Source organism: Pedobacter sp. MC2016-14 (genome assembly GCF_020991475.1).
Lineage (GTDB): Bacteria > Bacteroidota > Bacteroidia > Sphingobacteriales > Sphingobacteriaceae > Pedobacter.
In genome coordinates this window covers 2604399-2623002 of sequence record NZ_JAJMPA010000001.1, presented here as the reverse complement: position 1 = coordinate 2623002, position 18604 = coordinate 2604399, and the positions used below count along the sequence as shown (strand labels likewise).

The 18604-nt window shown below is 39.8% G+C and carries 13 protein-coding genes; all 13 read right to left on the bottom strand.

All coding sequences use genetic code 11. The features are described 5' to 3' along the window. Window positions 1-107: 107 nt before the first annotated feature. The 13 genes from LPB86_RS10780 to LPB86_RS10720 all read right to left on the bottom strand — a co-directional run bounded on the left by LPB86_RS10780 (window position 108) and on the right by LPB86_RS10720 (window position 18601). Entirely contained in the window at window positions 108-2630 is a 2523-nt protein-coding gene (locus LPB86_RS10780) for a zinc-dependent metalloprotease (RefSeq protein ID WP_230643535.1), read from the bottom strand. A gap of 44 nt (window positions 2631-2674) precedes the next feature. Next, a complete protein-coding gene (locus tag LPB86_RS10775) occupies window positions 2675-3559 on the bottom strand; it encodes a peroxiredoxin (protein WP_230643531.1) in 885 nt (294 codons plus the stop codon). A 5-nt stretch (window positions 3560-3564) separates the two neighbouring features. Next, window positions 3565-5052, bottom strand: coding sequence for a PKD-like family lipoprotein (locus LPB86_RS10770; protein ID WP_230643529.1), 1488 nt, complete (start codon window positions 5050-5052; stop codon window positions 3565-3567). A 24-nt stretch (window positions 5053-5076) separates the two neighbouring features. Beyond that, window positions 5077-5847: a DUF4843 domain-containing protein gene (locus tag LPB86_RS10765; RefSeq protein WP_230643526.1), complete on the bottom strand. Its 771-nt coding sequence runs from the start codon at window positions 5845-5847 to the stop codon at window positions 5077-5079. Window positions 5848-5854: 7 nt separating this feature from the next. Further along, window positions 5855-7369, bottom strand: a complete 1515-nt coding sequence (locus LPB86_RS10760) for a RagB/SusD family nutrient uptake outer membrane protein (RefSeq protein ID WP_230643523.1) — start codon at window positions 7367-7369, stop codon at window positions 5855-5857. Window positions 7370-7380: 11 nt separating this feature from the next. Beyond that, window positions 7381-10803 (bottom strand): SusC/RagA family TonB-linked outer membrane protein, encoded by a 3423-nt coding sequence (locus LPB86_RS10755; RefSeq protein WP_230643520.1) that lies wholly within the window; start codon window positions 10801-10803, stop codon window positions 7381-7383. 212 nt (window positions 10804-11015) lie between these two features. Continuing rightward, entirely contained in the window at window positions 11016-12188 is a 1173-nt protein-coding gene (locus tag LPB86_RS10750; RefSeq protein WP_230643517.1) for a FecR family protein, read from the bottom strand. A gap of 43 nt (window positions 12189-12231) precedes the next feature. Beyond that, window positions 12232-12858 (bottom strand): RNA polymerase sigma factor, encoded by a 627-nt coding sequence (locus LPB86_RS10745; RefSeq protein WP_230643514.1) that lies wholly within the window; start codon window positions 12856-12858, stop codon window positions 12232-12234. Window positions 12859-13082: 224 nt separating this feature from the next. After that, complete coding sequence (locus LPB86_RS10740; RefSeq protein ID WP_230643511.1) at window positions 13083-13751, bottom strand: hypothetical protein; 669 nt, start codon at window positions 13749-13751, stop codon at window positions 13083-13085. Beyond that, the gene (locus LPB86_RS10735) at window positions 13733-14113 is read right to left on the bottom strand and encodes a hypothetical protein (protein WP_230643508.1); all 381 of its coding nucleotides are present in this window, start codon (window positions 14111-14113) and stop codon (window positions 13733-13735) included. The genes LPB86_RS10740 and LPB86_RS10735 overlap by 19 nt, the downstream gene beginning before the upstream one ends. Before the next feature lie 172 nt (window positions 14114-14285). Next, window positions 14286-14744 carry a PA2169 family four-helix-bundle protein gene (locus LPB86_RS10730; RefSeq protein WP_230643505.1) on the bottom strand — a complete coding sequence of 153 codons (459 nt, stop codon included), beginning with the start codon at window positions 14742-14744 and terminating at the stop codon, window positions 14286-14288. A gap of 49 nt (window positions 14745-14793) precedes the next feature. Continuing rightward, a complete protein-coding gene (locus LPB86_RS10725) occupies window positions 14794-17187 on the bottom strand; it encodes a glycoside hydrolase family 3 N-terminal domain-containing protein (RefSeq protein ID WP_230643503.1) in 2394 nt (797 codons plus the stop codon). Further along, entirely contained in the window at window positions 17177-18601 is a 1425-nt protein-coding gene (locus tag LPB86_RS10720; protein ID WP_230643500.1) for a glycoside hydrolase family 125 protein, read from the bottom strand. Before LPB86_RS10720 ends, LPB86_RS10725 begins: the two co-directional genes overlap by 11 nt. Window positions 18602-18604 lie beyond the last annotated feature (3 nt).

Genomic DNA, 18604 nt, shown 5'->3' with positions numbered 1-18604 from the left:
TTAATACAACTAAATAGGCTGATTATACATGAGTATAACACAGCCTATTTTCAACTTATTTATATGATAACAACTTATGCGCCAAATACATTAATGCACTTTTGCTATTATTTTACAGGATCTAAAACATCATCAATTCTCTTAACAGCATCCTCAAGATGATATAAAGACATTCCTTTTTGCGAAGGAATTGCTTTGCGAATATCTTCTTTCAAGGATATTAAATGGGCACGAACTAAGCTGGAAACATCATTTCTAGTTGGATCTGGATTTATATAATATATCACGCCGTTTCCACTATTTTTTCCGACAATCTCACCTGTAGCCTTAAACGAATTAATGGTATTGGTGATGTATGTTTTCTGCAGGTTTCTCCGGTTAAGATCAATAGATTTTCCGGTATACAGTTCCGTCCAGATGCTTTTCTTCAAATCTTCCAGAAATTCAGAACAGGTGTAGGTTTTTCCTTTGCTGTATTCTTCATTTTTTATAAATTCCATAAGAATTCCAGACCCCTGTAACCTCTGTAAAGCATTATTTTGCGCAACCTCCATATATATGCCTGGATTAGACCTCGTAAGCGGATCATTTTGATCTTTCAACATCCACTCCGGAATGTTGAATACATAATCGTTAAAGAATTGCATCGCTTCCTTTTGCTTCTTATAAGATACTGGTTCAAAAACGTTTCCATTTTGTTCGATACTCCTGTTAGTGTGATATTCCCCTCCTATAGTTTTAAGTACATGTGCGGTATATAACATGTATTGCCTAAATGCCTGGTCATACATCAGTTTAAGGTTTTCATAACCCTCGTTAGGTTCCTTTGTCCAATCTTTTAGCTGCGGGATAATGCGTTGAAGATTTTTAATTCCGTATATACTGGCCTTAACCGCATCATCTCCCAAATCTTCACTTTGCGAACGCGGGTCAAGGGACTCTCCCTCCGAACCAAAAAACAAGCGCTTATTTTTATCCAGGCTATCAATAATCAGCTTGTTCATGTACGGTATTTCCGCATCAGGTGAATTAAACTGCGGCAGCCAACGGTAGCCAAATTCAATTGCCCACCTGTCATATTCTCCAATTCTTGGAAAAATTCCTTTCTGTGTAATATGGTCTTCTGGCTGGGCCACATAGTTAAAACGGGCATAATCCATGATAGATGGCGTGTGTCCATATTTTTCTACAAAGGCTTTGTCCCTTAGTTTTTCTACCGGAACCGTTGAACTTGAACCGTAGTTATGCAACAGTCCCAAAGTATGCCCCACTTCATGAGAGGAGACAAAGCGGATCAACTGCCCCATCAATTCATCATCAAACTTTAGTTTTCTGGCCTTATGATCAATAGCACCCGCCTGGATCATATACCAGTTTCTAACCAGCTGCATAATGTTGTGGTACCAATTAATATGGCTCTCAATGATTTCTCCGCTTCGCGGATCATGCACATTCGGACCACTTGCATTGGCAACAGACGAAGGTTTATAAACAATTACGTTATGGGTAGCATCATCAATGCTCCAGTTTGGATCGTTAGCTGGTGCAGGTAATGCTTTAATTGCATTTTTAAATCCAGCCTGTTCAAATGCCTTAGCCCAGTCATTAACACCAGCAATGAGGTAAGGCACCCATTTTTTTGGGGTTGCCGGATCTATGTAATAGATAATCGGCTTTTTAGGTTCTACCAGTTTTCCGCGTTTATATTTTTCAATATCCCCGGTTTTAGGCTCCATGCGCCAGCGAACCATCACAGCAGATTGCCTTACACCTTGAGGGTCTCCGTCAAAATCTGTATAACCGTGCGCAAAAAAACCTACCCTTGCATCCGCATAACGTGCTTTCATCGGAATCTTAGGCAAAAGTACCATGGAACTATTTAGCTCATATGTTACAGGAATAGTGGAGATAGTGGGTTGACCAGCTACAGGCCCTTTAGTATAAGTACGAATAGTGCGAATCTCTACATTCTTTGGATAAGTACTAAGAGAACCTATATATGACTTATCAGTTTGTATGCCACCAATGCCGAGAGCAGTTTTAACACCGGGACTAAAGAAAAAAACCTCATTTTCTGTATTCAAATATTCCGTAACGTCAATTACCGAGCTTTTAATTTGCCCCTTCTGTCCATAAGCTTTAACCGAGAAAGAAGCAACAATTGGCTGAATATTTGAATTACGTACAGACTTATACAAACCATTAGAGGTCGTATCGCCTGAACGTTCATTAAAAGAATTCAAGCGCAAAAATATACGGTCGTTAGGCCCCTTTTCAAAACTAACTACATTTTCAGCAATCTCATCACCAGCATAGCCCAACATCTGAGGACGTGTTCCTGATGCCGCTTTGGAGATCCGGTTTACGATTAGCAATTCTCTACCCAACAAGGTATCGGGGATTTCAAAAAAGTACTTGAGCGCAATTTGATGAACATTAATCATACCAACAGAAGTTTTTGCTTTAGCCGTGATGACTTCATTGTAGGCTTTTGGTGCTCCAGGTACACTGTCGGCCTTTTTAACAGGGACAGCTATCTTTTTTGTGGATGCCTCCGGCTTTTTTTCCTGGGCATTAGTTGACAATACAAAGCCGCTTAGCGCCAGTGTAAGTAAAATAGGTTTAAACATTTGTGCGTTTTTATGCCCTTTTTAACAGGCCTTTTAAAAATTAGCTATTTTGAAGATTTAAAGAAAATTTCTGCCAGTTTTCTATCGAGTGCCTCACCGCGCAGATTTGCAGCAATGATTCTTCCTTGTGGATCAATCAGGAAATTTTGAGGAATGGAACGAACAGCGTACAATTGCGCCACTTCACTGTTCCAATACTTTAAATCAGACACATGTGTCCAATCCAAATGATCGACATGAATGGCTTTAATCCAGGCATCTCTTTTGCCGGGCTGATCCAGGGAAATAGAAAGCACATCAAAGTTTTTGTCTCTATAAGTCCGGAATGCCTTTACTACAACTGGATTTTCTTCTCTACAGGGGCCACACCAGCTGGCCCAAAAGTCAAGCAGGACGTATTTTCCGCGGTAATCTGATAGACTGATGCTCCTTCCGGAGGTATCCGGCGCAGAAAATGCCGGGGCAATTTTACCGATGCTCAGTGCGTTAAATTTATCCAGGGTAGCTTTGGTCTTTAATCCGGTTGCTGTTTTTTGCAGACCTTTATCTAGCTTATTATATAATTTTATTTTTGTCGGCACATTTTCAGGCAAATGCCCGATAACGTCATTTAATGCCATTAGGCTGATAAAATAATCAGGATGCTTTTGAATGAAAATCACCTCGGCCTTTTTCTTTTCCATTTTAAGAGCCGCCATTTCTGCACGCCATGCTCCTAACCCTATGGTGTCGTATTTTATTTTTTTGGTTTGGGCTTCTCTGTAGGTCTTTTCACTTGCAACAAGTTTCTGCTCTATTGTAGCCAGGGCAGCGTCTAATTCTATCTTTTGTTTTTTAAGCTCAGCAGATTCCAGATCTGGATCCTGTTGTGCAAAAACAACCCCTGTTAGCATGCATGCCAACAGGGTAATGTTTAATTTTAATTTCATCGATTTTAATACGTTTTATTACCAACACCGTTTTCAATAAAGTTCACTGAACTTACTTTTCCTGTGCCTTCAAAATTTGGCAGGGCTAAGGCTTGTATCGTCCCTGTAGAACTGATGTTATGCAGGTAAACCTTATACTTGCCAGTCGCTGCAACATAAGAAGCAATGCTCAGATAATTTGTAATTACGGTTGTTGGTGTAGTAGTAGTGCCCGGCAACGGATATTTAATGTGCTGTATCGCCGTTACTTGCTCACCAGCACCTAGTGTAACTTGTAAATTTTCAGTAAGCGAGATAATATCTGTAATGTAAATTTTATTGCCTTTTGCATAGTAAATATAATCTGCATCATAATTTCCGGCAATCACATCAGCCGACATTAAACCATGAGTTTGAGGAACAACTATACTTTTATCCAAAGGGTTTGAATAACCAGCTAAAGGGCCGTATGTACCAAACAATTTCACCAAATAACCCTCACCGTTGGCTCTGCGAAACAATTCAAGCACCACACTGCGAAGGCCAGCATATGCACCAATCCATATGGGTTCGGCATTCATATTTTTTAGTGTAGTAGCCAGGCTGTTTACTGGAACAAAAGTGGAATTGTCTACGGTAATCACAGATTTGGAATTTAAATCAAACATCACGTCATTACCTGCGGAACCTGCTATAGCTGACATGGTGTACGTAGATAAAGGAGGATTGGTAAATAATGCGCCTTTATTCATGGTATAAACTTTGCCATCATTAATCAAACGAAGGTTCTGGTCGGCTTGAGGCTGCAAAATATTTTGAGGCCTAAAGACCGCAGGTTTGGTAAAAAACATATTGTCTGCATTGAGCATCTGCTTTCCATTGTCAATTCTATAAATACCAGCATCCTGGTCAGAGATCACGAACAAAGAACCAAAGAGATCAGTAGATGCAGGACTCATCTTAAACGAGCCAGCATATATAGATTTGATCGCCTTTCCTTTTAAACTTTTACCATCATTGTGGAATGCCATCCAGTTATCTATCCTGCCCGTTGGATAAATAAAATCAAAATCTGTAGTTGTTCCATTGTCCTTTAACAGATACCAGCCATTCATGGTTAAAGTAGATACATTGACTGTACTGGTGAGGATTTGCTTAATGCCAGTTTGTTTGTTGGTTACATTAAAGGTAAGAATATAAGGCCCCGGATTTAGCAATACGGTATAGTTTAGGTTTTTTGTACTCGCAATCAAATCACCTTTAGGAATGACTCCACTGCTCACCACAAAATTTGAGGAATATATTCTCCACTCAAAAGTGTACAACGATTCGTCCTTTACGGTAGGATTAATGCTCAACACATCTCTACGCGTGTAAGTGGTATAGGATTTTTCAAACCCAGTTACTGAAGGGACAGGCAGATCTGGTATAAAATCATTACCGTTGTTTTTTATGCAGGAACTACTACAAAGGGTGATCATCCCTATAATTATAATATATATTAATTTCTTCATGATTCAGTTTTTATACTTCAATAATTAAGGGAAGGTTACAATGGCACTACTTGCCAGACTGGTTTCCCGCATTGGCGCAGTTCCGTTAGCAATGTTAACGGGATCATTATTGAATGTTGCTAAAGCCTCTTTGAGTAAATTTCTATAATTTCCGGTAGCCTGTATACTTAAAGCAGCTTGAAACCAAGCCTCATCTATAGGCACTTTAAGGTAATCGTACATGAATTGATGCTTGCGCGTGCTGTATTTGCCAAAAACACCAAAAGCAGTTGAGGTATAAGTATCATTTCTCCAGGAATAAAACCTTTCCAGACGATCGGAAAAAAGTATAGCACGGGATCTGCTTTGCTTTTCCCCTAATGAAAACTGATCGTTAGCCACCAGTTCAAGACGCAACCTGAAGCTGTTTGTTTTCAAACTTGGGTCTCTAAGCAATACCACCGGAATCATAGCCGTGACTTTATTTCCTTTCACGACCATCAAATTTTTAAGAGATGGATCATCCATTGCAATGTAATGTACTCCAGCAACAGCCGGATTGTTGATACCAGGCTCAATTACCTGGACCATTTTTACTTCCCTGTCCTTATTAGTTGTATTTCCTATGGTATTTACCTGAATGTATACTGTATCTTTTAAAACGGAAGCAGGCTCATAAAAAAATGAATTGTTAATGGTTGCCGTATCGCTTAGCTGTACCCTTGCCGCATCATTAAAAAGCAGGTAATCTGTTTTGGTGCAACTGCTAACCAGTACTACCAAAATTAGTGTCAAAAAATAGATCAATCTTTTCATATTGTTCTTAATTATTATTGTAATTGATTTCACGTAAAGGTTTTGGCACCACATATTTTGCAGGTGTTCCGGTGTAGTAAGTAGCTGTCCAGCTAGCGGGCAGCGTAGTTACCCCCAGCCGTTTGAAGCAGAAAAAGGACTGGCCTTCACCATAAAATTCACGTACATATTCCCTAACCATTTTATTTCTTCGGTCGGTAAGCCAGTCTGCTGAGTTAAATGAAATAAAAGGAATTCCCTTGCTTGCACAATAAATGGTATAAACCGCCTCTGCGGCAGCTTTTGTTTCTGCGCATTCAGTCATAATCAAGTACATTTCACTCAAGCGCAATAAAGGAACCTGTAACACCTGACTTTCGGGTAGTGCACCTGCTTTTTGAATAAACTTCCTGTACATGATATCATTGGATGTGGCCGTTCCAATCGGCGACTTTGGTATCCACATGTCCTTAAACCGGATATCAGATACACTTTCATTTGCAGGAAATAAAACCGTTAAGTAATAAAATGGAGAAAAATCATATTTCATTACACTACCGTTTTGGCCAAAGGTATTGGTAGCAATGGTTTCTAAATTATATACACTTAAAGCCATAATGTGCTCTGGTGACATTGTGTAATCTTGACTGGCACGATCACTTTCTACACCCAGTCTAAATGTTGTAGCACCGTTGGGGCTCATTGCATCTATTACCATTTTTGCATATTTTGTTGCATTAATTTTATTTGCGCTATCCATAGCTGCCAGCCATAGATAAACACGAGCTTTAAGTGCAAGAATTGCATAGTAATTCATACGTACTTGTCTATATTGCAAATAATTGTCGCTCTGTGCAGGAATAGTCCCTACTGCGGTACCTGGGTTCAGTTCAGCAATGGTATATTTCCTAATTGGATCAATATCCCTCAGCAATGCTTCGGCCTGATCCAGATCGGCCAATATATTTTGGATAAATTCCTGGTAAGGAAGTAGCGGGTGGATATCTTTGTTTACTTCTTTAACATAGGGTAAAATTAAAGCAGCTCCGGGATTTGTAGGCATAGGCCCGTAAAAACGTAAGGCATCAAAGTGGCAAAATGCACGCAAGGCCAGAGACTCACCTTTAACAATTTCATAATTGCTGGCTGTAAAAACGGGCTTTTTATCTTCTATCTTTTCCAGAATACTATTAACGTCAGCAATAACCTTAAATAGTGTTTGATAAGTATTGTCAAATCCTGTTCTTACATTGGCATCATTATAATTTCCTGCTTTTAATTGCGGGATGACCGTGTTACTGGATGATGCATCCCAGTTGCAGGCCATATATTCAATAGTTCCCCACATTAAGCTGCCCCCATAAATATTACCATCCTTCATACGGATGTACGCTCCTGTAAGCGCATCCTTAAAACCTTTTTCTGTTTTAAACAATTCCTCCTGGGTGGCCTGCCCCTGCGGTGTCACGTCAAGCCACTTTTTACATCCTGCATTAAATAACAGGCTGCTCAATAAAATGATAATGGTAAATATTCTTTTCATGATTTTCGTTTTTAAAATGATGCGTAGACAGACATTGAAAACTGACGGGTAAAAGGATAAGCAGTACCCCGCTCCTGCGGCACAGTAGAGATGTAAAAAAGCTCGCCGCTATTGGCTGCAATAGATAAAGATTGCATACCCATTTTTTTAAGTAACCGTTTACTGGTTACATCATAGGTCATGTTTACGTTTTGAAGGGTAAATGTGGTCTCGTTTTGTACAAATCTTGTAGAAGCATTTACGGCCGTAATTTCATTTAGTCCCCTGAAAAAGGTTTGGTCACCAGGCTGTAGCCAGCGATCAGTAAATACACGTGAATCCACATTCATCAACCTGTCGGCATTTTCGATTTTATCAATCAATGTTTGGTTGTAAATTTGCCCACCAAATCGGAAACCAAGAGATGTATTTACAGAAAAGCTACCGTAACGTACCATTGTACTTAAATTCCCCCGAAATCTGGGTTGGTTAACACCTGCTGCTACCCTATATTGTGGTCGCCAGGAATAGGTAACTTCCCCCTTATCATCCAGAAAAAGCTCTTTTCCTGTACTTGGATCTATGCCCAGTGAACGAACGGCATAAATAGTATTTTGCGAAGCACCTTCTTGTATAATGGTATTTGGTGTAATAGATAAACCATCTTTAAGTGCCAGCAATCTGCTTGCATTGGCTGCTTTCATGGCTTCAGATAATTTAATAATCCTATCCTGATTGTGTGCAATGTTTGCGGTTACCGACCACGCTAACTTTTGTCGTGAATAAGGAACCAACCATACCACAGCCGAAGCCTCAAACCCTTTTTGCTGCAAGGAGCCAATATTTTCATTGTAATTGGCAAAACCATTAGCGTAAGGTAACTCAAGGGAAGAAAGCAAATTAGATGTTTTCTCTAAATACACGTCACCTTGTAAAATTAGCCTGCTTTTAAATAACTCCAGCTCCATACCGATGTCAAATTTGTCGGTTTTCTGCCATTCCAGATCTGCATTTCCAAGTGCATTTTGACGAGTACCGAGCCAGGTTTTGTAGCGGTCTTTTACAATATAGCTATACGTGCCTAATGCCTGGTAAGCACCGAACTGTGTAGTTCCCGTTGATCCGTAAGAACCTCTTATTTTTAAACGGCTCACAAAAGGAAGATTGTTCTTAACGAAATCTTCGTAATGCAGATTCCAGCCCAAACCTGCAGACCAGAAAGGTGCAAAACGACGGTTGACGCCAAATTGTGAAGCACCATCTATACGGTAGGTAAAATCTGCCAAATATCGGTCTTTTAAAGCGTAATTTGCATTGGCAACCGCGCCAATCCTACGGGTAGTAGATTCACCACCGGTAGGTGTCGCATTTTGCTTGTATTGCAGGGCCATGGATAAAAGATCTATGGATTCATCCGGGAAGCCCTCTGCATCAAAAGTGTAGTTGGTATTTCTGATCTGGTTTGCATCCAAATTTACTGCTATACTAACACGATGCTTTTCGGCAAAAAGGTCGGAATAACCGGCAGTAACCTGTCCTGTATAATTTAAAGACTTCCCGCTGCTATAGGCATAACTTCCTTTTCTAAAAAGATCCGCATCTGAATAGGTTGAAAACGAGGAATGACTTGCCGGTTTAAAATTATCCTGGGTACTCATATTACTGCTCACACTTAAACCTCCTCTAACATACATTTTCGGAATAGGTGCCCAATCTAACATAAAGTTATTCGTTATAGAAGTATAATTTCCGATATTATAGGTATTTAACATCGCATCGTATAAAGGATTGGCATATGGCTTACCACCATAGAAACCTGCCATGGTCCAATAGTCGTAATTATAGGGTGAGAAGTAACGGGTTACGTTTCCTGCGGCATCGTAAGGCTCCCAATAGGGGTTCAACTTCACATAGTCAGAAAACGCACCATAAGGTGACTCACTTTGTTTGGTTTGCCCAACTACTAAATTGTTTCGGAAAGTAAGGTTCCTATATTTATAAGACAGGTTAATAGTACCATTAAATGCATTTCTTCCTGAGCCTTTCATGGCACCGTTAAGATTGTTATAATGCAAGGCAAGATCATACCTGAAGGTTTCATCGCCACCTTCTATTTTTAGGTTATGTGTTTGCCCCACTTCTGTTCGTAACGGAATAGATAGCCAATCTGTATTTACCCCTTTTGTAACCTGTGCCAGCACTTGGTTGTAATATTGCTGCAAGCCTATATTCGCCTCAGGTGTGCGGGTAGAACTTCCATAATAACCAGAAAGACGTTCCAATTCCAGTTTGTCAGCAGAATTAAGCAGATTATAGCTTCCCAAATCCGGAATGCTTAAATTTAGGCCTGCTACGTAAGATAATCTTAATCTGCCGGGAACAGGTTCTTTTGTCCTGATAACCACGACTCCGTTTGCCCCTCTTGAACCATACAAGGCCGTTGCTGATCCATCTTTTAGTAAGGTGATGGATAAGATTTCATTGTTGTCCAGATCCAGCATTCGCTGCAGGGTACTTTCAAATCCATCAAGTATAATGAGTGGGGTATTCAGTTTAGCCACAGTTTCATCACCAATCTGATCGATATTTGGCAAACTCCTTGTCCCACGGAGCTGTATGTCAGGAATCTTGTTTGGATCTGCACCAGAGGCATTATTTGGCACCACATAAAAAGAGGGATCTATGTTTCCAATAGTTGTAAACAGGTTTCGGCCCTGAAACTGCTTCAATTCTTTCTCTGTTATTGTACGTTCTGCTCCTGTGTAACTCTCTTTGGGCTTGTTAAAAATACCCGTAACCACCACATCATTCATGTCATTTGCAGAAGGCTTCATTCTAACAGTAACTGTTGTCTGCCCTTTTTTTAACTTCACTTCCTGTGTGGCATAGCCCAAATAAGTGATTACTAAAACTGCCGATTCATCTACATTTGTCAGGAAAAATTTCCCATCCGCACCTGATACTACCTTTCGGTTAGTTCCTTTTACAGTAATTGTGGCGCCTGGTAAAATCCCTCCGGTTTCATCTAATACAGAGATGCGTACATCTATATTGTTAAAAATATCCAGCAAATTGCTGACAATACTATTTTCCTTAGTCTTCTCTTTCAGCATCACCACCTTATCATCAACCTTATAGGTTAAAGGTTGGTTGCTAAAACATAACATGAGAACTTCTTCTAATGAAGCTTCCTTTACATTAATAGTTACCGGATTCGCTTTTTTTAGCAGCTGGTTACTATAAAAGAAATCGTAACCACTCTGGCTGCGTATTTCATTTATAATCTGGCTTAGCGGTGCATTCTTTTTGCTGATGGTAATCTTTTGCGCAAATCCTATAGCAGAGACCTGCATTAAAGATACCAACAATATAACTGCGGTTAGTCGCATAATAAATAGAAATTTACGGAAATACCCTGTGGGCACACCAATATTCTTAGTGTAATTTTTATACATTTGTTTGGTTTGGTTGTGATGCAATATGCCACAGGCTTCGAATCTTAGGGCAATTGCAATTAAAAACAGTTGATAAATTATTATTAATGAACACCAGGCTTTTCCAGAGGTACTGTCCAGGTACTTCTGGTTTTTTCATGTTTCACCTTTTAAGCCCTGCTTTTCTGTCGTAGTTTTCTAATCATGTTTATGGGTTTAGGTTATTATTATTTTTAGTTATTGGTTACGTAAACTATTTTGCCATTCACTCTAAAGTGAACATCTCCATCAAAAGATATAATCTTTAAAATGGCAGAAATATTTCTTGACCTGGATATCTTACCCGAATAAGTTAATGAAGAATCTGGTTTCATCTGGTAAATGACTTTAACACCATACCAGCGCGATATTTTGTTCATTATGCCTACCAAATCTTCATTAAATTTAAAGTAGCCATTCTTCCATGCAATCACTTCTTCCATATCAGCATCACCAACAATGTTTACTTTATCGTTCAAGAATTGAGCCTGCTGACCAGGGATTAATTGTAAATGCTCTTCTCCATAATGTATCTTTACTGAACCTTCCAACAAGGATGTTTTAATGGCTTTTTCATCGGCATATGCCATAACATTAAAATGTGTACCCAGAACTTCTATTGTTTGTTTTCCACTTCTTACGTTAAATGGCATTTCCCTGTTATGGGCAACCTCAAAATATCCTTCTCCTAAAAGTTGTACTTCGCGTTTACTGCCAGAAAACTTCAATGGGTAGCGCAACGATGATCCAGCATTTAACCAAACCTTAGTTCCATCCGAAAGATTTACCTGGTATTGCCCTCCAAAAGGGATTTCTATAGTATTGTAGGAAGTGAGGGATGACTCGGTACCAATTCCAGACACTTCGTAAATGAGCTGTCCATTTTTCGCTTTTATAATCTTTATTCCAGACTGACTGGCGATGGAGCCATTGCTTGCATCAGTTAAGTTTACCCTTTTGCCATTTGCAAGTATTAAGGTAGCCTTATTACCACCCGGAGCAATATCATTTGCAATGATATTTTCAGATTCAAGTGTTGTCCGGTTGTAGAGAAGTGATACAGCAATTAAAAATATTACTGCCGCAGCCGCAGCCCAACTCCATAAAGAGTGTACTTTGTTCGTATTGCCCAACTCAGATTTATTGATTTTTGCCTGAAGTGATGCAAAGTCTTCCTCCTTTATGCGATTGCGGGACTCATTACCCATAACAATCAACATTCGTTTTAGCTCTTCAATTTCCTTACGACTTTCTGCATTTTTTAGTAACCAATTTTCCCAATAAAGCATATCCTCATCATTTCTTTCGAAACAATAATTCAGAAAACTTTCCTGATTTATTAGTACAGCGATGTCCGTATCTTGCATTTATATTTATAACTTTAAACAATAGAGCAGACAGGGCCGGTTATTACCCATGATTTCTTAAAAAAAATAGAAAAAAAATAAGAATTGCAGATAGTGCAGCGAAAAGAGCACCGAATTTATCATCCCCCATCGTCTTCTTTAAATTTTCTATCGCATTATATATGGTATTGTAGGCCGTTTTTATAGTAATTTCATTCGCTACGGAGATTTCCTCATAAGACAGGCCTAAATAAAATTTTTGGTAAATCATTTTTGCCTGGCTGGCCGAAAGCTTATCTATGTATGTTTGTAAAATATGTTTTATACGTTCATTGGAATGCTGAATGATATATTGCGCTTCCACAGATGGATAAACCAACTCGTCCTGCACATGAACCAAATCAAGGCTTTCTTCTGCACTAAAATGTTGTTTGCGAAATATTTTATGAAGAAAGGAAGTGATCAGGTAATTGTGATGATTTTGAATGTGGCTTAAACGAACGCGGTTTTCATAGACATACAAAAAAAGATCATTGATACAATCCTTTGTTTTTTCCAGACTTGCTCCTTTTTTTACACCTATGAACGTAAGGTAATCATGATAATGACCATATAGATCATAGAAAGACGCAGAATTACCATCATTAATGAATATCTCCCAGTCCTGTTTTAAATTTTTACCCTGTTTCAATGTGTGCCAATTGATCTTTAAACTTCATATAAACATAATGAAATTCATGCAATTTAAATGATAATTTACTATTTATGGCAATCAACTTCATAATAGCAACCTCTACAGTACTATTTTCGAGCCCTGGAACTAATTCTGGAGGCTTAAAGTTCAGTTTATAGTATATGATCAGTATGTAATACCGTATCTGTGTCTATTTTTTTATTAATAATTATACAATATAATTACAACTCCTCCACCTGCTTTTTGGACAGCCCGGTAGCCTTTACAATCTCTGCCGTATCCATACCCATATTTTTCAGTGTAGCTGCAATTGATTTTGCTTCAGCTTTGCGGATTTCCTTTTCATTTTGTTTATCAGCCTTCTTTTCCTTTGCGGGTTTAGCTTCTTTTGATTTCGCAGCTAACTGAACATCTTTGTTCGCAACCCCTTCCTCCTCGGTCAAAAACACAGCACCTGGTAGTAGGATTTTGCTATCATTCTCCCAATATCTTAACTGCGGTTGTAGCTCCGGATTTTCAATGTCAAAAATACCAGGATTTATAAGGACCTCACAAATACCAGCAGGATTAAATTGCTTATTATTAATCACCTTACTAACACCATAACTTTCTGTATGATATTCCAGGGCCATACTCAGAAAGCAAATCACACCTTTTGGAACAGTAAAATCAAATTCTTGTGCATCTATAGTACCTTTAATATTTAGTATGGGCTCTAGTTGCAAATGGTTGGCGTAGTAATAACCTGTTGCTGGAGAATAAAAGGTAAGCATAAGCTTTCTGATACAAGATGTTGCACCTTTAGGAAACTTCAACTCTGTCGGAATTTTAGTCTTTGGTAATTTAATTAGCAGCTGATCAGCAATTAAAGTTAATTGCGGCCTGCCCATAAAAAATCAATCAATAAGGATTTCAAATTAAATTCAAACCCACTTAAGCGATTAAAGCTCTCATTTTTAACCTGATAAATCCCTGAGTCTTTATCATAACACTGCCCCAAAATGAGCCTGGTTGCGCTTACGCTTCTTTGAGCCATTTCACTATCACAATAGCCGTTATGGCTACGGCAGAAATCATTTCTAATTAAACCTGCCAGGGAGCTGGATTTGCCGAATACCTTACCACTTTTTTTGGTTCCTTCAGTTTGCTTGTATTTGTCCGGTTTTGATTGTACAACTTGTCTGCCGTTAACTTCCCTTGTTACCATCGGACCTACCACACCAGATAAAAAATCTCCTTTTCTTACAGCCATTTATATTAAATATTATTAAAATACTCAACTAAGATAAAGAAAAACTATTAATGAATCAAATATGGAATAGTAATGAGTGCGAGGTCAGTGCGAGTTAGACTCACACTGACCTCGCACTCACCTCACATGCAATATAGTTTCATGCAAAACCCTACTGCTGATTATTTAACATTTAATAAGCCTTGCGCTGCACAATTAAGGTTTCAATTTCACTTAAGGCATCAACCACGCCAAGGCGTTGTCTTTTTAGCAATTCAATATGATCTGCATGATCTACATAGTCAGCTATGTATTTATCATATTTTTCAATGGCCGCTTTTTCTCCGGTTACTACAGCTTCCAGAATCGCCAGATCTTCTTTACTGCTTAAAGCTTGCTTGATGTCTATCCAGGTACGGTGTAAAACACCCAATACACCACCACTTTCATTATCCGCTTCTGCTCCATGCGTAGCAATGTGACTTTTCAAATCATCTGCATAAGCAGCACGCTGTGCAGCGTATTTTAAGAATACACCTTGCAACTCAATTTTATCTGTGGCTTCAGCCGCAGATTCATATCCCTCTTTTCCGTCGTTTACAATTGATAACAACTCTTTTAAATCGCTGATTACTTCTTTATTACTTTCCATAGGTAGATTTATTAATGTCTCCCTATAACCAGAATTAATGCAATTGGTTTTAAAGGATTTTATGCGACTGCTCCAATACCACCTTAGCACTCAACTTCGGACTGCCAGAATCTGCACCCATAGTAATTCTGAACTCGCCTTTTTCGGCAACCTGCTGGTAAGCCGCATCAAACAGAGTAAAATCTTCAGCGGACAGTTTAAATGCTATATACTTTTCTTCGCCTGCTTTAAGCGGTATGCGCTGAAATGCACGAAGCTGCTTCACCGGAACCACTACAGAACTGAGCATATCTTCCACATACAATTGCACAACTTCCTCACCATCCTGAGAACCTACATTTTTTACGTAGCATCCTACTGTAACTGCAAGCCCATCCTTGTCCTCAACTTTATTCAGTGTGAGTTTAGCATAGTCAAAAGCTGTGTAACTTAAACCAAAGCCAAAGCTGTACAAAGGCGATGCGTTCCCTTCTACATAATCATGCCTGGATGATTTCTGCTGGCTGTAATACACAGGAAGCTGCCCTACAGATTTAGGAATTGAAACAGGTAGGCGTCCCGCAGGATTGTAATCTCCAAATAACACATCCGCTATGGCTGCTCCCCCCTGCTGGCCTGGATACCAGGCGTTCAATATCGCAGGTACATGTACTGCAGGCCAATTCAGGTTTAAAGGCCGCCCTTCTATCAGCACCAACACCACTGGTTTACCCGTTTTAACCACAGCCTGCAGCAAGGCCAGCTGCTTGCCCATTAAGTCCAGTGTTTGGCGGTCAAAACCCTCCCCGCTTTCCATATCACTCACTGCATTCTTGCCCACTGTTGCAGCACCTGTGGCTAAGTATTCCGTTTTAAAATCCCTTGCACTGGAACCGCCAAGCACCACAATGGCAACATCAGATTGACTTGCAGCACGCACCGCAGCCTCAATATCAACCGAAACCGTATCTCTAATGGCACAACCTTTCACATAATTTACCCTTGCACCAGGTAGCTTATTTTTGAGGCCCTGCAAAACCGTAACTACATTATTTACTTCCTGCGGAGCCGTATAATCGCCCAACTGGTTGTACATATTATCCGCATTAGGACCAATAACAGCAATGTTTTTAATAGATTTTTGAAGTGGCAGTAAGCCATTTTCATTTTTCAACAAAATGATAGACTCCAGCGCCACCTGCTTAGCCAATGAAACAGCATCCTGGTTCCTCACCTCTTTTTTGGCCAGTGACGGCTGTACATAAGGATCTTCAAATAAGCCCATGTCGAATTTCTGCCTCAGCACCCGGGCAACCGCTTCATCAACCCTTTCCATTTTTACAAGTCCTTGTTTTACCGCATCCAATAAAGGCGCAGAAAAAATCAGTCCCCCTAAATCGCTATCCAAACCCGAATTAATGGATACCGCAGCGGCTTCTACTTCATTTGCAGCAACCTGATCTACACCTGTCAAAGCGCCAATGCTGTTCAGGTCTGAAATGACAAAACCTTTAAAGCCCCACTGGTTTCGTAAAGTCATATTCAACAGAAAAGAATTGCTGCTGCAGGGAATGCCGTCTATGGAATTATAAGCTGTCATTACAGACAATGCCCCCGCTTTTACCGCTGCTTTAAATGGCGGCAGGTAATTCTGAAACAAAGCACGTTGACCCAGGTCCACAAAACCACCGTTATGTCCCCCTTCAGGTACGCCGTAGGCGGTAAAATGTTTTAAAGTAGAAATCACATTGATACCGCTTTTCAGGTTACTTCCCTGAAAGCCTTTGACCATCGCTACACCCATCCTGCCGTTTAAATAAGGATCTTCACCATAGGTTTCTTCTACCCTCGACCAGCGAAGTTCCCTTGCCAGATCCAGTACCGGCCCGTAACCGATATGGCCGCCCTGTAACCTTGCCTCTTTGGCAATAACCTTTGCCATTGATTCGATAAGTTCAGGATTCCAGGTGCTACTTTGCCCAATAGCAGTGGGGAAAACCGTGGTCCCAATAGCCATGTGTCCATGAGGGCACTCTTCGGCAATAAACACGGGGATTTGCAGTCGGCTATGTTCCATATTCCATTTCTGCAAAGCGTTGGTGGCTACGGCAGCATGATACGGATCTAATCCATTCAGCAAAGTCTTTTTTGTCCAGGGGTCAGCCCTTAAAGTAGCCCAAAGCATTCCAATGTGCTGCGTGGCTATGGCGGCTTTGAACTTAGCTGAAGCTGTAATCCTAGTACCCTGCTTCTCGTACATTTCCCAACCCAGCAAGGCAGACAATTGACCTACCTTTTCTTCGAGTGTCATCCTTCCAATCAGGTCATTGACCCGTTCTATAACCGGAGCCTTCGGATTTTTATAAAGCGGGGTAATTTCCTGAGCGGAAGTAATCAAACAAAACAAGCATAAAAATAGCGCCAGCAGGATCGCCAGGGTATAAAACCTAAAATTATAAATCATTTAACAAGGCTGGTTTGGTTAAAAATATCTCCCATAAAAATTCACCGAATATGGTATTGGCCCAGGCAAACCAGGAACGTGTAAAAGTTTCAGGATGGTCCATTTTAAATGATTCATGCATAAAACCAGTACCGGCATGACTCTTTTTCAGCCATTTAATACATTGCTTTATTTCCTGATCATCGATGCTCGTTAGGCCCCTTGCTATGATGCTCAGGGGCCAGATCATATCTTGTTGTTCTACATGCGGACCACCAATGCCTTCTGTAGTTTTCCCTTTATAGAAAAATGGATTGTTTGTAGAAAGCACAAATTTCCTGGTATTTTGATATACTGGATCATTAACATCTACTGCATTTAAATAGGGCAAAGCCAACAAGCTGGGTACATTGGCATCGTCCATCAGGTTTACATTTCCAAAACCATCTACTTCAAAAGCATAGATTTTGCCATAGACCGGATGTGTAACTACGGCATGTTGCTGTATAGCTATTTCCACCTCTTTGGCCAGTGCTGTTAATTCTGTAGCCAATGCTTCATCTTTATCAAGTGCTATTACCATTTCAGAAACCTGACGAAGGCTAACTAGGGCAAATAAATTAGATGGAATTAAAAAAGGGAAAATTGTAGCATCATCACTTGGACGGAACATTGAGCAGATCAGTCCATTTGGCTTAATTGGAAAACCATATCCAGCCATTGGCAAACTGTCTGTTGGTTTCGGCGTATCCCGCTGAAATTTATACGGGCCAAGACCTGTTTTCCTTTGCTGCTCTTTAAATGTAGAAAGAATTAGCTTTACGGCACTTTTCCATTCTGCATCAAATGGGCTATTGTCTTTTGTGATTTTCCAGTAGTTATAAGCCAGTCTCATGGTGTAACACAGCGAATCAATTTCCCATTTACGCTCATGGATGCCAGGAAGCATTTGCGTATGGTCACTTTCCCATTCACTTTTTTGATCAGCTGTATTGTAAAATGCGTTGGCATAAGGATCTCTAAGCACATAAGAAGTTTGCCTGTTGATTACGCCCGCTATCAGCTGTTGCAGCTTCGGATCTTCTTTCATGAAGGAAAGATAAGGCCAAACCTGTGCAGAGCTATCCCTTAACCACATTGCGTCAATATCGCCTGTGATTACATACGTATCTGGTTTACCATTTTCTATATTAAAGGTTACGGTGGTGTCCAATGTATTGGGCAGACAATTGTTAAATAACCAGCCGAGTTCTTTATCGCTTACTTTTTTTTGGAATTTTGAAATGGCCTTTTCTACTGCGAAACTACTGAATTTCCTTTTATTCATTGGAATCCTCACCACCGGATAATCCAATGAAAATGCTTGCATTTCCTTACTTATTAGTACTCCTGCAGATAGCAAACCTGTTTTTACAATAAAATCTTTTCTATTCATCTT

What these genes read in the sequence shown, in the direction of transcription:
- LPB86_RS10765 (WP_230643526.1), bottom strand. Translation starts at nt 5,847, where the DNA reads ATGAAAAGATTGATCTATTTTTTGACACTAATTTTGGTAGTACTGGTT.
- LPB86_RS10750 (WP_230643517.1), bottom strand. Translation starts at nt 12,188, where the DNA reads ATGCAAGATACGGACATCGCTGTACTAATAAATCAGGAAAGTTTTCTG.
- LPB86_RS10740 (WP_230643511.1), bottom strand. Translation starts at nt 13,751, where the DNA reads ATGGGCAGGCCGCAATTAACTTTAATTGCTGATCAGCTGCTAATTAAA.
- LPB86_RS10760 (WP_230643523.1), bottom strand. Translation starts at nt 7,369, where the DNA reads ATGAAAAGAATATTTACCATTATCATTTTATTGAGCAGCCTGTTATTT.
- LPB86_RS10735 (WP_230643508.1), bottom strand. Translation starts at nt 14,113, where the DNA reads ATGGCTGTAAGAAAAGGAGATTTTTTATCTGGTGTGGTAGGTCCGATG.
- LPB86_RS10725 (WP_230643503.1), bottom strand. Translation starts at nt 17,187, where the DNA reads ATGATTTATAATTTTAGGTTTTATACCCTGGCGATCCTGCTGGCGCTA.
- LPB86_RS10720 (WP_230643500.1), bottom strand. Translation starts at nt 18,601, where the DNA reads ATGAATAGAAAAGATTTTATTGTAAAAACAGGTTTGCTATCTGCAGGA.
- LPB86_RS10770 (WP_230643529.1), bottom strand. Translation starts at nt 5,052, where the DNA reads ATGAAGAAATTAATATATATTATAATTATAGGGATGATCACCCTTTGT.
- LPB86_RS10755 (WP_230643520.1), bottom strand. Translation starts at nt 10,803, where the DNA reads ATGTATAAAAATTACACTAAGAATATTGGTGTGCCCACAGGGTATTTC.
- LPB86_RS10780 (WP_230643535.1), bottom strand. Translation starts at nt 2,630, where the DNA reads ATGTTTAAACCTATTTTACTTACACTGGCGCTAAGCGGCTTTGTATTG.
- LPB86_RS10730 (WP_230643505.1), bottom strand. Translation starts at nt 14,744, where the DNA reads ATGGAAAGTAATAAAGAAGTAATCAGCGATTTAAAAGAGTTGTTATCA.
- LPB86_RS10775 (WP_230643531.1), bottom strand. Translation starts at nt 3,559, where the DNA reads ATGAAATTAAAATTAAACATTACCCTGTTGGCATGCATGCTAACAGGG.